Raw genomic sequence first — 14818 nt, forward strand, 5'->3', positions numbered from 1 at the left:
CGGCCAGACGGTTTTTGATCCGTTTCTGAACCCACGACACCAAGGGGTTCATCATATACGCCAGCAACAGCGCGACGGCAAAGGGGATCAGGGCATCGCTCAGATAGTTGAGGAGCCAGATAATCCCCCAGAGAAACCCCATGGAGATGAGCGCGCGAACGACGCGATCGAAGGTGTAGGGGCGGTGGTTCAATGCCATGATGTCATGATGCCCCTCGAAAAATAATGGACCACTGCGAGATGAACCGCATCCACCGATGTTCAGAGCCCCAGAACGTGCTTGATGTCCGATAGGACTTTCTGCTCGGGCACATCCAATTCCAGATCTACCGAGGCGATGCTGTTGGCGATCTCAAAGGCCTCGATCCGGTCGTTGGTCTCCGGAAGCAGCGTCGCCAGGGTCTGTATCGCAAGCTCCGGATCCTTCTCCAGGACGGCCGACTGCTGCTTGACGAGCCATTTGAGCCGATCGGGCGCAAGGTCCATCAGGCGGTCGTTAACCCGCATGATCCGGGTTGCCGCGGCATATTGTCGACGGTCCGTCGCCTTGTTGGCCCCGGCCACCGCCAGGATGATCCGAACCACCGCCTCGGCAAATCCTCCCCGTTCCATGACCTGCAGCCAGAGTTCCCGACGGATTGCAGCCTCTTCAGCCGACCGTTCCCGGACAAGTTCACGCCCGGACTCGCTGTGTGTTTCGGGAAAAAGGGTTTTCATCCAGACATTGTCGTAGATCGCGCGAAACAGTGTTTCCTGGGCCGTGTCCCGAATGTCGCGCCAACAATCGAGAAAGATCTTCGTCGACTCCGACACGTACCGTTCCCACACCACAAACGGATTTTCAGGGGCCGTCGGTTGGCGGTTCGCCTTGACCTGAGGTGCCAGACGAGCGGCGATGCCCATCATGGGGTTCAGGTCGGAAAAGATATAACGCTGCACCCTGAGGGGGTGGAGTTGGCGAATGACCTCGGCCGTCCATTCGTCAACGACGAGACGGACCCACGGACTTACGAAGGTTCGATAGAGCCTGTCGTTGAAACGGGAGACGGCGGCCACCGGTCGGAAAGCCGCCTCTTCCGCCAGTCCGTCGTCCAGGGCCAGGATGTCGGCCATGCCCCGCTCGACGAATTCCACGTTGAAGCCGTTGGATTCGCCCCCGGACGGTTTTTCCGTGATGATCATCTCATAAAGCCCCGGTCTGAGATAGTCGAGCATTTCCAGGGTGCCGATGATTTCGCGATGCTCTTTTTTGGCGACGCTGCCGGACACGAAGATTCCCAGATGTCCAATGCGCTCGTGAACGACATAGACGATCACCTGGCCGTTCCGCCTGATCTCGTCCACCGAGCCGTAAACCTTGACGATCCAGTTCAGGGCCTGCTGGGGCGGGGTAATGTTGTCTCCCTGGGACGCGAAAACGACGATGGGGTCCCTGAGGTTCTTGAGATGAATGGCCTTACCCTCCTGGAGCCTGAGATACCCCTGCTCCAGTTCGTTCCCCACGAAAAGACTGTCCACGATGAAATGGATCTCCTCCGCATTCATCTTGAAAAAGCCGCCCCACCACTTTTCGAAATTCAGATATCGCTCCGCCTCCGTATCCACATTGGCCCAGACGTTGTACTGCTTGGTCCAGATGGTGTTGGCGGGATTGAGGTCCTCGAACCCCGCCACCAGACTCGCCCCGTCGAATTTGCCGTTGCCGAGATCGCTCCAGAGAGATGTCAGCCAGACACCGCCCGTAAGCCCTCCCTTGTAACGCATGGGGTTGGCCCCTTCCACGCCGCCCCAATAGGAAAGCGGAGAGCCGTTGAAGACCAGCGGCCCGGTGACATCGGGTCGGTCCGCCCCGATCAGGGCGGCGGCCCAGCCCGCCTGACAATTGCCGATCACGGCGGGTTTTTCCGCCTCGGGATGTCGGCGGGCCACCTCTTCCAGGAAACGCACCTCGGCCGCCTGAACGTCGGCAAGGGTCTGGCCCGGAGCAGGGTCGGTAAAAAACAGAATGAAATAGACGGGATGCCCCTGATTCAAGGCCATGCCGATCTGGGAATCGATCTTGGAGCCCCCGATCCCCGGACCATGGCCGGCGCGCGGGTCGATGATCACAATGGGCCGCCGTTTGTTGGCGGATCGGTGTTCTCCGGACGGTGGTTTCCGCCGATCGCCCTGGGCAGGCGCCGCGCTTCCGGTTTCGTCGGCGTGCCGGCGGTCGCGGATCCGAACAATGGCATAGTTGACCGGCCTGGGCAGCGTCCTGCCGTCCAGAACCCAGTCGTAGTCGAACACGAGCACCGGCGGCTGTCCGGCCCTGACATGTTCCATATAGAGGTTTCCTCGTTGGCGAAGGATCTCCGCAAACAGGATGCCGCGCTGTATGAAATCGGTCTGATAGGCAAAGGCCGCCTCAACCCATTCCGGCATCGCGGTTAAAAAAGAAGGCCATGCAGTTATATCATCAGCCCCGTTTACGTGCTTCATCAAAATTCTCCTTTTGTATTCTGTCGTCACCCACCCGTCGTCAGCGGGAATGCATGTCTCCCGTGGCCATGAAGCGCTCGTGGAAACCAAAGGCTTCGGCCAGTATATGGGGTTCATGCCCGCCGGCACCGCGAACGGCCCGTTGGTAGTAATCCCAGAGCAGATCGCGATAATCCGGATGAGCGCATTTCCTGATCACCGCCTCCGCTACCTGACGGGGTGCCAGGGGTCGGGTGTCCACCAGACCGTGCTCGGTTACGATCACATCCACCGAGTGTTCATTGTGATCCACATGGGAAACCATCGGGACAACGGCGGAGATCTTGCCGCCTTTGGCCGTGCTGGGGGTGACGACAAACGACAGCGCCCCGTTTCTGAGAAAGTCCCCCGAACCGCCGATGCCGTTCATCAGGTGGGACCCCATGACATGGGTGGAGTTGACGTGGCCGTAAATGTCGACTTCGATGGCCGTGTTGATGGCGATCACCCCCAACCGCCGCACCACCTCGGGTGAATTGGAAATCTCCACCGGACGAAGAACGATCTTTTCCTTGTACCGATAGAGTTCGTTGAAAAACCGGGTCCGCGCCTTGTGGGAAAGGGTCATGGCCGACCCCGAGGCCGCCCGGACCTTGCCCATGTCGATGAGATCGAGGACGGCGTCCTGGAGCACCTCGGAATAGATGTCGATGGTGTGGAAGAAATCGTTTTCGAGAAATCCGCTCAACACCGCGTTTGCGACATCCCCGACCCCGGACTGCCACGGCAGAAACGACGGCATACGGTCCCGCTTGATTTCGTGCTCGACGAAATCAAGGATGTGCTCCGCAATCCGCCGTGAAACGGTGTCAGGCTCGGTGAAGACCGCGCAGCTGTCCTCTTCGCGGCTGAAGAGAATCGCCGTCACCTTTTGAGGGTCCATCTCGATGAACGGTTTCCCGATACGGTCGCCCGACCGGTAAATCGGGATGGGCATTCGGTACGGCGGGTCCTCAGGAATGAAGATATCGTGGATGCCCTCCAAGTCCGGGGTCTCGGAGGAAATCTCGATGATGATCTTTTCCGCCTCCCGGACATAGGTGGGGGTGTTTCCCACGGACATGGTGGGGATCAGGTGCCCCTTCCGGGTGATGGCGACAGCCTCAACGACGGCTACGTGAGCCCGCCCCCAGCCGCCGTCCCGGACCTGCGACGAAAGGCGGGAGAGGTGATCATCCTTGAAGCGGATCTCGTCGGCGTTGATCCGATTCCGCATGGTCCGGTTGCTCATGTAGGGCCGGCGCCAGCTCACAAGACCGGCCTCGGCGAGGACGCCGTCGACGGCGTCGCCGGTGGAGGCCCCGGCAAAGAGGTTGATCCTGAAGCGTTCTCCCTTTTCCGCCCGTCGCACCAGGGCCTGAGGGATCAATTTGGGATACCCGGCCGTAAAACCCGAAATAAACACATTTGTCCCGTTTTGAATGTGAACACACGCCGCATCCGCATCGGTAATCTTGTCCATGAGCGGCTTGAAGCGAATCCGATCCCTCAACATGACATCCTCCCGCAATATTAATCGACCCTCGGAAACATCGCCTGCGGTTGTCAAAACCGCCTGCAATTGTTATGAGTGTACATTTTAGTTTCGACGCTCATGAGCCGGTGCTGCAAGGGGGACGCATTGCGCCCCGCAGGGTTGCATCAGGGATTCAGGCTCAAGGGATGCGCTCGCGATCGACGGATCTTTTATCTTCCTTCGGTCCCACGCCCTCAGTCTTCCACCGCTTTCCGGTCAACATCATGAAAGTCGGAAATTGATATGATCAGAAAAGGAGAGCACATCATGACAGTGACCCAGCGACGACGGCCGGTGCCGCTGCTGCCGACGACGATATTCCTTCTGTTTCTCTTTGCCGCTCCCATAGGCTCGGAGGAGATTCAGTTTTCCCGGGGTCAGGCCCTGTATATCCCGGTCTATTCCCACATCTTCATCGGGAACCGGGAAATGTCTTTCAACCTGTCCGCCAACCTGAGCATCCGGAATACGGACCCCGACCAGTCACTCACCATCACATCGGTACGATACTATGATTCGGATGGCAAGCTGGTCAAGGAGTATCTGGCCGACCCCAAACCCCTCAAGCCCATGGGATCGGCCTACTTCTTCATCCCCGCTTCGGACACCAGCGGCGGCTGGGGAGCAAATTTCATCGTCACCTGGTCATCCAGGATCGCCGTCAATACGCCGATCATCGAATGCGTCATGACCGGTATAAAAGGGAGCCATTCACTCTCCTTCATCACCCGGGGCAAGCCGATACGGGAAAACACGCCCTGAGAACCGCGGGGCCGGTTCGTCAGGGCAGCCGTTCCACCCAGGAGGCGTCTCCAAACCAGGTTTCCTTCAACGCATCCAGTTGACCGGTGCCCTGATAGATGCCGAGAAAATTTTCCGTCCAGTTGACGAAAAGCGGATCCCCTTTGGGCAGGGCGATACCCAGCGGCTCGAACGACAGTGGCCGGATCGTCGAGATGAGACCGTTGTCGGGATACCGGAAGACGGAGATGATACAGACGGGATAATCGGCAATCAGGGCCTTTACCGTATCCTTCAGGACCATGTCCACCGCCTCGTCGTAATCCCGGGCGGGGACAACGACGGCCTCGGGCATGAACGACGCGACAAACTCCTGGCTCGTCGACCCCTCGAGGACGGTCAATGTCATCCCCGGCATATTGAGCTCCGAGGCGTCCTCGATGTCGGCAATGGTTTCCAGCTTGGTCAGCACGGATTTTCCGGAGATGAAATAGGGGCCGACAAAAGCGTGGCGCAGGTTTCGTTCGGGCGTCATGGTAAGTCCTGAGATCACCATATCCACGTTGCCGGCTGCCAGTGCCGGCAGAAGTTCGGCAAACGGCATGGTCCGGACCTTGAGAGGAACGCCCAGGTCATCCGCCATGGCCTGCGCAAGATCGACGTCAAAGCCGATAAGTTGCCCGTCCCGAGTGGTCATGCTGAAGGGTGGTTGGTTTCCCGAGGTTCCAAGAACCAGTTCCTGCTTCCGCAGAATGTTATCGATCGTCGGGGCGGCCGAATAAGACATGTTGGCACATGCGGACAACAGGACCGATACCAGGAGCAACAGCATCAGCAACGCAAATTTTTTCATAGCGACTCTCCGAATCTAAAAGGGGTTATAGGTGACGATTCCGCAAAAAAAGACTGTCGGCGAACCCGTATGACGATTCCGCTACGAAGGCGGCAAGTCTTCGTCAAGGCCTCTGCCGGAAGGGTGCCGGTCTTCAGGGACCCGGGCGTCGCCGCTGCCGCCTTTTTCGGGGGGTTCATGGAGCGTGTGACTTACCGGTTCAATATGCTGCGACGTCTTGAATATCTTCTCTAAAATCGCCTTTGTCACCATGTAGGTGGGCCGGACCCCTTCATCCCCCATGTCGCCGGCGGCAAGGGTCTGCCCGCTGATCAGAGGATTGTCCGAGGCGTAATAGGCGTATCGGACCTTGACATCCCTGTGGATATGCCCCTTGATAACGGCGGCGCTGATGGCCCGCTGATAATGGCCGCCCTCCATCTCGAGCCCCACCGTGTTCCAGCTCGACTGGAAGCGCCTCAGCATGTCCCGGTTCTGGAGAGAGGTCCCCAGAACCGTGACCATCGGACCGACATAGATGTCGATATCGTCGTCAAAATCCTCGGGCGTGAGATCGTTCTGAAAGATATAGTTGTCGGAGGTGCCTTCGATCACATGGGCCGTGGCCAGCATAATGTCGCCCTTGCTCCCGGAAAGGATCCCGGCTTTTCCCATTATTGAAATCGAGGCCACCGGCATCGGGCGTTCGTGGCTGTTGTCCGAATAGGGGTCCAGAAGGCAGTCCATGACCTCGAAGGCCTGGGCACCGAAGGCGTAGTCCATGACCAACAGCACCGGTTTTTGAGGATTACCGGCCGGATCAATGGAAAGCTCCGGATGAAACGGCAACCCCTGCAGCCGATCCGTATCGATGATCTGGCAGTCGATATGGCTGCCGGATTGGTCGTGAATCTCGCACATGCCGCAATCCCGGGCAAAGCCCCGGATCTGATCGCTCTCATCACGGATCTTCATGATGAAATCGTAGAGCCCCAGCCTTTTCACGTCCTCATCCGCCTCTTTGAAAGCATATCCGTACAACAGATTGACCGTACTGTGAAGATTGGCGCTGATCACATGAACAGGCCGGTCCTGGAGCCCCAGCGCCGTCATTGTCGCTCTGATGTCGTCGGCCCACTGCTGCCCGTATCTCTGGTGGCCGATGATGTTCATCAGTGACGGAGTAAAGTATATGACCAGAGACTCCTCTCTGGATCCTTCCTTCGCGGCGATGGTGTTCCCGAGATGGTAGATCAAAGAAAAGAAGGATTCTTTCCACTTGGAAAGCTGCTTGTTCCTTTCAAAATGTTCATAGGACTGGCGGGTCTCACGGTAGGATCGCCCCAGGATGATGCTCAGATTCCAGATGGCCTGGTCCAATTCCCTGCCGCTCAGGCTGACGGCGCTTTGGCGAAACCGCTGGACGATCTTTTCCAGGTCGTTCCATTCAATGGTGATGTTGCCCGCCTCGTCCGTCATCCGGGCATGAATCTTTCGGGCTTCGATGTTCAGAAAGGTGAGATGGGTCAGAATATCGTAGATTTCACTCAGCCCGCGGGTAACGGCGAAGCAGAACTCCTTTTCGCTGATGCGGTAGCAGGTGCGCCGCCGCTTCAGGGGCTGCACGACCTCGAAGGTGCTGTCGCCGATCTCCTCCTCTTCCGTGAGGATGATACGCGTGCACTTTTCGATGCCCCGCGGCAGACGGTCGACCACATACTCGAGGCCCTTCAGCTCGGTGATCCTGGGGTTGTTCATGCTGCCGTATATTTCAGGGCTCAGACTGATCAGACATTCGGCCAGTTGCTGCCCCATTTTCTCGGAGGGCATGTAATAGCCTCTCAGCGCCAGGGCATGGGCGATGGTCTTGAAGGATCGGATCGCCATGCGGGCCTTCTGGGCCCGGGTCAAATCCTGCATGCAGATTTCTCCCGATGGGGTTTCAAAAAAAGTCTCGTTCAGCTGCCCCGCCGCATCGCCTTGAAGGCGTTGATCAGGCCGTTGGTGGAGCTGTCGTGAACGGTCACGACCCGATCTTCCGTCAGCTCAGGCAGGATCTTCCGAGCCAACTGCTTCCCCAGTTCCACGCCCCATTGGTCGAAGCTGAATATGTTCCAGACGACGCCCTGAACGAAGATCTTATGCTCGTACATGGCGATAAGGCTGCCGAGCACCCGGGGCGTCAACTTCCGAAACAGGATCGAATTCGTGGGACGGTTGCCGGTGAAGACCTTGTGGGGGCGGATCCGCTCGATCTCGTTATCGCTCATGCCGGCCGCCGTCAGCTCCGCCGTCACCTCGGCAGGGGTCTTGCCGTTCATCAGCGCCTCGGTCTGGGCAAAAAAGTTGGAGAGCAGAATAGCGTGATGATCGCCCACGGGGTTGTGGCTCACGGCCGGCGCCAGGAAATCCGCGGGAATCATCTGGGTTCCCTGATGGATGAGCTGGTAAAAGGCATGTTGGCCGTTGGTGCCCGGCTCTCCCCAGATGACGGGGCCGGTGGCGTAATCGACGGGACGACCGTTCCGATCGACGGATTTGCCGTTGCTTTCCATGTTGCCCTGCTGGAAGTAGGCTGGAAATCGATGCATGTACTGGTCGTAGGGCAGGATCACCTCGCTGCGGGCGCCGAAGAAATTGGTGTACCAAACGCCGATCATGGCCAGAATGACCGGGATGTTTTCCCCAAGGGGGACGGCCTTGAAATGACGGTCCATCTCGAAGGCCCCCTCCAGAAGCTCCACAAAGCGCTCGTAACCGACATAGCATGCAATGGAAAGCCCAATGGCCGACCAGAGAGAGTAGCGTCCGCCGACCCAGTCCCAGAAACCGAACATGTTCTCCTGGTGAATGCCGAAGTCCGTCACTGCGGCAACGTTGGTGGAGATGGCCACGAAATGCCGGGATACGGCGTCACGAGTGCCGGTCCGCTCCAGGAACCATCCCCGGGCGGTGAAGGCGTTGGTCATGGTCTCCTGGGTGGTGAAGGTTTTGGAGGCGATCATGAAGAGAACGGTTTCGGGGTTGAGTCCCTTCAGGGTTTCGGCGATGTGGGTGCCGTCCACGTTGGAAACGAAATGGACCGAAAGCCCTTCCCGGGCATAAGGCTTCAGGCATTCGGTGACCATGACCGGACCCAGATCCGATCCACCGATGCCGATGTTGACGATATCGGTAATGCGTTTTCCGGTGTATCCCCGCCACTCTCCGGAAAAGATCTTTTCGGAGAAGGACGCCATTTTCGCGAGGACGCCGTTGACCTCGGGCATGACGTCCTTACCGTCGACCACCACGGGCCGGTTCTCGCGGTTCCGGAGGGCCGTATGCAACACGGCCCGCCCCTCGGTCTCGTTGATGGGTGCGCCCGCAAACATGTCGGCGACGGCCTCCGGAACGCCGGTCTCCTCGGCCAGTTGCATCAGAAGCCGAAGGGTCTCCGCCGTGATGATGTTTTTGGAGTAGTCGACGAGGATGTCGCCGAACCGAATGGAAAACCGGGAAAACCGCTCCGGATCCTGCTCGAAAAGCGTCCGCAGGTGGAGCTGCCTTGCCTCCGGATAGTGGGCGCCAAGGGCTTCCCATGCCCGGGTCTGCCGTGGGTCGATCTTTTTCAGCATAAAAGAAGATCCTTTGTTTCCGGGCTGTCGTACGCACCATACCCGGCATCATGAAACGGTTTGCCGAACCCGTTCAACCGCCGCAGGTTTCGGACTGAGATTTAATGGCCAGAAGCAGCTTTCGGGTCAGATGATGAAGTTTGGTGGGCACCCGAACCAGGCGGCTGATCCAGAGCATCAGGCCGCGAAAGCGCTCGACGCTGGTAAGAATCACCCGACCGTCCCGCTCCTCGAAGATAAAGCGGTGCTCGGCATGGACGCCCAGACGGCTTCCAGCCCAGACGACCTCCTTTTCCGGCTCGCACTTGACGATCTCAGGTGCGATCTTGAGGGGAATGCGGTAAGGCCTCAGGGTGAATGTAAAACAGGTGCCGGGGGCCATCCCGTCGCCCTCGATAAGGCAGCAGTTTTCACACACCGTGTTCCAGTGCTCCCACTCCTCCATCCGGGAAAAGACCCGCCAGACGACCGAAAGGGGCGCATGGATTTCGATGGATTCCTCGATGATCATGTCAGTCCCTCGCAATGCCATTCTTTATGGCAGATTTGAGGAGCGGGATCAATACCGTTATTCACGCGATGTTGGGCTTTCAGGCGCCGGTGAAGTCAGGGAGAAGTCACGCCCCACGCAATTGCATCAAGGATTCAGGCCTAAGGGGATGCGGCCGCAGCAATCGTCGCGGTTGTTCCCTTCAGCCGCTTCTCAGTCACCATCACGAAAGTCGAAAAAGCGTTAATGGTTGATATTAACACCTGTTCAAACCTGAACACATTTTTGGTGTCGATAAAAACGTATCCCTTTAATAATCAAAATATTGTATGAGAATATAGAGAGTGGCATCAAATTTGCTGACGGTATATCCGAACAAAAGACCCTATACCCTATTTCCGAAACCTTATCGGTAAACAAGGCGCTTATGAGCAACAAAATATCGCGACGATCCTTTCTCAAAGGAACCGTTGCCGCGGCAACCGTATCGACGGTCGGATCCTTTTCCCTGCCGTCGGCCGTCAGGGGCGCGACCCCCGATGAGTTGGCAACCCTTATCGATATCCGGAAATGCATCGGGTGCGAGGCGTGTGTCGAAGCCTGTCGGGATGCCAACAGCGCTGCGTTTCCGGAACCTCGAAAGCCGTTCCCGAAAATGGTTCCCGGCAGCGTCAGGATCGAAGACTGGTCCGAAAACCGCGAGGTAAGAGACCGGCTGACGCCCTACAACTGGCTTTTTATCCAGACGGCGGAGGTGACGGTAAACGGCGAGACGACCACCCTCACGATTCCTCGGCGCTGCATGCACTGCCAGAACCCGCCGTGCGCGAATCTCTGCCCATGGGGGGCCGCCCGGAAGCTCAAAAACGGCACCACGGTGATTGCGCCGGACATCTGCCTCGGCGGGAAGAAATGTCAGGTCGTCTGTCCGTGGAACATTCCCCAACGGCAGACGGGCGTCGGCCTCTACCTCGATCTCCTGCCGGCCTATGCCGGAAACGGCGTCATGTACAAATGCCATCGCTGCCACCAACGGATGGCCGAAGGCGAGATGCCGGCCTGCATCACGGCATGTCCGGAGGACGTTCAGAAAATCGGACCGCGGGCCGATATCGTCCGGGAGGCTCGGGCCATTGCCCGGGAGATCAACGGGTATGTATACGGGGAGGCGGAAAACGGCGGCACCAACACCCTGTATGTCTCCCCGGTACCCTTTGCAGAATTGAACCGGGCCTTACAGCAGGGACCTGGAAAACCCCATTTTGAAGCGGTCCCCGACATGATGGCCGATGCCGACCACCTGGCCGGGGCTATGCTCGTCGCCCCGCTGGCAGGGGTTGCAGGCGCTTTGCTCAAATTTTTCGGCAAAGGGAAAAACCCTCCTGCCTCGAAAGATCCCTCGACAGAAATCCGCGCGTCACGGAATGACGCACATGCGACGCCCGAGGAGCACTGAACATGGCGATAAACAACTACAAATGCCGGATATGCCATCAATATTTTGAAATTCGGACGGCAGATGACAATGCAGTTCCAGACATCGCCTGCCCCAAATGCCGGAGCAGAGAGGTCGAAAAAGTCGAGAAAAAGACAGGCATTTCGACCACCCTGTTCCCCGCCCTCGGCGGACGCTTCACCTGAGCCCGCTGAGCACCGGCGGCGGTCGCCGCCCGGAACCGTTTTCATCCAAGGAATCATCTTCATGAGGTACCACCGCATCAAAGCCATATACATAACCATGCTGTTCTTTATGGGTCTCACGGGTCTCGCCCAGATGCCCATCTTCAAACGCTACCATATCGCCGACATCCCCGGCCTGGGGTGGTTGGCGGACTTCTACCTGACCCACCGCCTCCACTACCTCGGGGCGATTCTTCTGCTGGCCTTCTTCGCCTATATCGGCCTGGACTATTTGCTTGAGCGACGAAAACGATACCGTTTGACAGGCGCCGCCCGAGTCCGCCTGATCCTGATTTGCTGCATCACCACCACCGGGGTTTTCCGGGTGCTCAAGAACCTGCCCGATGTCGGCTTTTCACCCGGTTTCACGCTGTTCATCGACATCGCCCACCTGTCCTCCATGATGGGCCTGGTGCTTGCAGGAAGCGTTTTCCTGGTGATGAAACAGGTATGGATTGCTCCGCGGGCCTGACCCCCTTGCCGACAAGGGAAAATTTCAGGCTTGCATTTTAGCGATAATCCTGTATGAAGAACAAAATCTGTTCTCACGTTTGTTGCCGGTGCCCTCTTTTTCGAGGGATAATAGGGAACACGGTGAAATTCCGTGACGCTGGACCAGCGCTGTAAGCGGGAACCGAGGCTGCAAAATGTCACTGATCCGAGAGGATCGGGAAGGCGCGGCCGAGGGTAGGAACGTTCAGATAACGATTTACGATAAGGCTGATCGAAACCGTTGTCCGGGCGTCTGATGATCCGCAAGTCAGAAGACCTGCCGCAACAACCACACGGTATATCGTCCACAAAACCGTGTCACAGGGTGTTTCCCTGTGACACGGTTTTTTTTTTGAGGAAAACACCAGATTGATGGGAGCACACAAATGAAGACACAGATCGAACTGGCCAGAGAAGGGGTCGTGACCCCACAGATGGAGATTGTCGCCCGAAATGAAAACAGCGAACCCGGAGATATCCGGCGACAGGTGGCCCTGGGCGAGGTCGTCATCGCCCACCACCCTCAGCGAAAGCACCAGCGGGTGGTGGGGATCGGATCGGGCTTGAGAACCAAAGTGAACGGTTCCATCGGCACATCCTCGGATATCTGCGACATCGACCTGGAAGTCAAAAAAGCCCGGGCGGTCCAGGAAGAAGGTGCCGACACCCTGATGGAGCTGTCGGCCGGCGGCGATCTCGACGCGGTACGCCGGGCCGTCCTGGCCGATTGCGATCTGCCGGTGGGCAACGTTCCCCTTTACCAGGCCTTCTGCGAGGCGGCCCGTAAGTACCGGAATCCCAACAAGCTGGACCCCGAATATCTCTTCGAACTCATCGAACGGCAGCTGGCCGACGGCATCTCCTTCATGGCCATCCACTGCGGTATCAATCAATTCAGTATCGAACGTCTCAAAAAACAGGGCTTCCGATACGGCGGGCTGGTTTCCAAGGGCGGCACCTTCATGGTCTCGTGGATGGAATACAACCAGAAGGAAAACCCCCTCTACGAGCAATTCGACCGGGTCTGCGCCCTGATGAAAAAGTACGACGCCGTCCTCTCCCTGGGCAACGGGATCCGGGCCGGCGCCATCCACGACAGCCACGACCGGGCCCAGATGGCGGAGATGATCATCAACTGCGAACTGGCCGAGCTGGGACGCGAGATGGGCTGTCAGATGATGGTCGAGGGACCGGGGCATGTGCCCCTGGACGAGATCGCGGGCAACATCATGCTGGAAAAACGGATGAGCGGCAACGCACCCTACTATGTCCTGGGACCACTGCCCGCCGACTGCGGGGCCGGCTACGACCACGTCACCGCGGCCATCGGAGCGGCAAACGCCGCCCGGCACGGCGCCGATCTTATATGTTACATCACCCCGGCCGAGCATCTGGCCCTGCCCAACGAGGCCGACGTCCGGGAAGGGGTCCGGATCACGCGCCTGGCGGTCCACATCGGCGACGTTGCCAAATACCCCAAACGCCGGGAGCAGGAGAAGCAGGTCTCCCTGGCCCGTCGGGACACCCGCTGGGAAGATCAGCTCAGGTTGCTGATGTTCCCGGACCGCGCCGAGGAGATTCGAAAAAGCCGGAGTCCGGAAAACGAAAAAACCTGCACCATGTGCGGGAATTTCTGCGCCATGGAACGGGGCCTGTCGCTTTTCGAAAAGGATATCAGGGGAGACAAGATTTCGCTGTCGCTGTGAGAACGACGCCCCGAACACCAACGCTGCACGCCGGTTCCTTTTCCCACAGGATATGCGGATGTGTGATCAACACCACCAATGAAGAACGGAGAAACAGGCATGAGACTACTGGAACATACGATTCAACGCATCACGGCGCCCAACGCCGATGCATACGGCGCCGCCAGAGAGCGGCTCAGAAACCAGGCCCGCCCGGCGGGGAGCCTTGGCATCCTGGAGGAGGTGGGGGCTCGTCTGGCCGGCATTTTCGGTACGATCGACGTTCGTCTCGACAGGAAGATTGTGATCACCTGCGCCGGAGACCATGGGATCTGCGCCGAGGGCGTAAGCCGTTTCCCCCAAAAGGTGACCCCCCAAATGGTCTACAATTTCGTGGGCGGCGGTGCGTCCGTCAGTGTCCTGGCCCGCCATGCCGGAGCGGAAGTCCGGGTGGCGGATCTGGGGGTTGACTGGGATTTCGCGCCGGATTTACCTATTTACCACAAAAAGGTCCGAAAAGGCACGGCCAACTTCGCCGCGGTGCCGGCCATGACACGGGAGGAGGCTGTCCGCAGCATCGAGGCCGGCATCGAAATCGTCGACGAACTGACGGCCGAAGGTCCGGTGCATCTTATCGGCACGGGGGACATGGGCATCGGCAACACCTCGCCCTCCACCGCCATCATCGCGGCCTATTCGAACATTCCCGTGCCGGAGTTGACCGGTCGGGGAACCGGAATCGACGATGACGGACTCCGGAAAAAGATCGCGGCCATCGAAAAGGGTCTCGCGCTGCACCGGCCCGATCCCAAGGACCCTGTGGGCGTCCTCGAAAAGGTCGGCGGGCTTGAGATCGGCGGCCTGGCCGGGCTGGTCATCGGCGCTGCGGCCCACGGCATTCCCGTGGTCTGCGACGGCCTCATCGCCACCGCCGGCGCCCTGATCGCCTGCGAGCTCGCACCGTCGGCCCGGCCCTATCTTTTCGCCGGCCACAACAGCGTAGAGGTCGGCCACCGTTACATGCTCGAACATCTGGGCCTTCAGCCTCTACTTCACCTGGAATTCCGCCTGGGAGAAGGCACCGGCGCCGCCCTGGCCATGACGCTCATGGACGCCGCAACCCGCATCCTGGCCGAAATCAAAACCTTTGCGGAGGTCGGGATCAACGACGCCCAGTAAAGATCGCCTTTCCCGAAGAGCGGATCGCTTCGAACCCCTGAAGGCGGCACCGCGGAGGGATCGCCC

The 14818-nt window shown here is 58.7% G+C and carries 12 protein-coding genes, 1 pseudogene and 1 riboswitch; of the genes and pseudogenes, 6 read left to right on the forward strand and 7 right to left on the reverse strand.

Translation table 11 applies throughout. From position 1 onward, the window contains the following. The 3 genes and pseudogenes from AB7S84_RS06860 to AB7S84_RS06870 form a co-directional block, all read right to left on the reverse strand. Window positions 1–199: pseudogene (locus tag AB7S84_RS06860) on the reverse strand (AI-2E family transporter); the annotation flags it as partial. 62 nt (window positions 200–261) lie between these two features. After that, window positions 262–2481 (reverse strand): DUF3141 domain-containing protein, encoded by a 2220-nt coding sequence (locus AB7S84_RS06865; protein ID WP_428153587.1) that lies wholly within the window; start codon window positions 2479–2481, stop codon window positions 262–264. Between the two features lie 40 nt (window positions 2482–2521). Continuing rightward, on the reverse strand, window positions 2522–4015 hold the full coding sequence (locus AB7S84_RS06870; RefSeq protein WP_428153589.1) for a succinate CoA transferase: 1494 nt from the start codon (window positions 4013–4015) through the stop codon (window positions 2522–2524). A 288-nt stretch (window positions 4016–4303) separates the two neighbouring features. Here AB7S84_RS06870 and AB7S84_RS06875 point away from each other — a divergent pair, with 288 nt between their 5' ends. Further along, on the forward strand, window positions 4304–4798 hold the full coding sequence (locus tag AB7S84_RS06875; RefSeq protein ID WP_020877319.1) for a DUF3124 domain-containing protein: 495 nt from the start codon (window positions 4304–4306) through the stop codon (window positions 4796–4798). A 19-nt stretch (window positions 4799–4817) separates the two neighbouring features. On the opposite strand, the gene AB7S84_RS06880 is transcribed toward AB7S84_RS06875, so the two are convergent. The 4 genes from AB7S84_RS06880 to AB7S84_RS06895 all read right to left on the reverse strand — a co-directional run bounded on the left by AB7S84_RS06880 (window position 4818) and on the right by AB7S84_RS06895 (window position 9737). Further along, window positions 4818–5630, reverse strand: a complete 813-nt coding sequence (locus tag AB7S84_RS06880) for a transporter substrate-binding domain-containing protein (protein ID WP_428153591.1) — start codon at window positions 5628–5630, stop codon at window positions 4818–4820. An 81-nt stretch (window positions 5631–5711) separates the two neighbouring features. After that, window positions 5712–7529, reverse strand: coding sequence for a DUF6909 family protein (locus tag AB7S84_RS06885; RefSeq protein WP_020877317.1), 1818 nt, complete (start codon window positions 7527–7529; stop codon window positions 5712–5714). A gap of 38 nt (window positions 7530–7567) precedes the next feature. After that, entirely contained in the window at window positions 7568–9226 is a 1659-nt protein-coding gene (gene pgi, locus AB7S84_RS06890) for a glucose-6-phosphate isomerase (RefSeq protein WP_020877316.1), read from the reverse strand. A gap of 73 nt (window positions 9227–9299) precedes the next feature. Continuing rightward, entirely contained in the window at window positions 9300–9737 is a 438-nt protein-coding gene (locus tag AB7S84_RS06895) for an SRPBCC domain-containing protein (protein WP_020877315.1), read from the reverse strand. Between the two features lie 406 nt (window positions 9738–10143). Here AB7S84_RS06895 and AB7S84_RS06900 point away from each other — a divergent pair, with 406 nt between their 5' ends. From AB7S84_RS06900 to cobT, 5 genes are all read left to right on the forward strand, one after another. Continuing rightward, window positions 10144–11172 carry a 4Fe-4S dicluster domain-containing protein gene (locus AB7S84_RS06900; RefSeq protein WP_020877314.1) on the forward strand — a complete coding sequence of 343 codons (1029 nt, stop codon included), beginning with the start codon at window positions 10144–10146 and terminating at the stop codon, window positions 11170–11172. Between the two features lie 2 nt (window positions 11173–11174). Then, window positions 11175–11357, forward strand: a complete 183-nt coding sequence (locus AB7S84_RS06905) for an FmdB family zinc ribbon protein (protein WP_020877313.1) — start codon at window positions 11175–11177, stop codon at window positions 11355–11357. A gap of 61 nt (window positions 11358–11418) precedes the next feature. Continuing rightward, window positions 11419–11868 (forward strand): hypothetical protein, encoded by a 450-nt coding sequence (locus AB7S84_RS06910; RefSeq protein ID WP_020877312.1) that lies wholly within the window; start codon window positions 11419–11421, stop codon window positions 11866–11868. A gap of 68 nt (window positions 11869–11936) precedes the next feature. After that, window positions 11937–12187: riboswitch (cobalamin riboswitch) on the forward strand. A gap of 87 nt (window positions 12188–12274) precedes the next feature. Continuing rightward, a complete protein-coding gene (gene thiC / locus AB7S84_RS06915) occupies window positions 12275–13594 on the forward strand; it encodes a phosphomethylpyrimidine synthase ThiC (protein ID WP_020877311.1) in 1320 nt (439 codons plus the stop codon). A gap of 99 nt (window positions 13595–13693) precedes the next feature. Next, window positions 13694–14752 carry a nicotinate-nucleotide--dimethylbenzimidazole phosphoribosyltransferase gene (cobT, locus tag AB7S84_RS06920; RefSeq protein ID WP_020877310.1) on the forward strand — a complete coding sequence of 353 codons (1059 nt, stop codon included), beginning with the start codon at window positions 13694–13696 and terminating at the stop codon, window positions 14750–14752. The last annotated feature ends 66 nt before the right edge of the window (window positions 14753–14818 follow it).

The sequence above is a fragment of the Desulfococcus sp. genome (assembly GCF_050178255.1).
Classification (GTDB): domain Bacteria; phylum Desulfobacterota; class Desulfobacteria; order Desulfobacterales; family Desulfococcaceae; genus Desulfococcus; species Desulfococcus multivorans.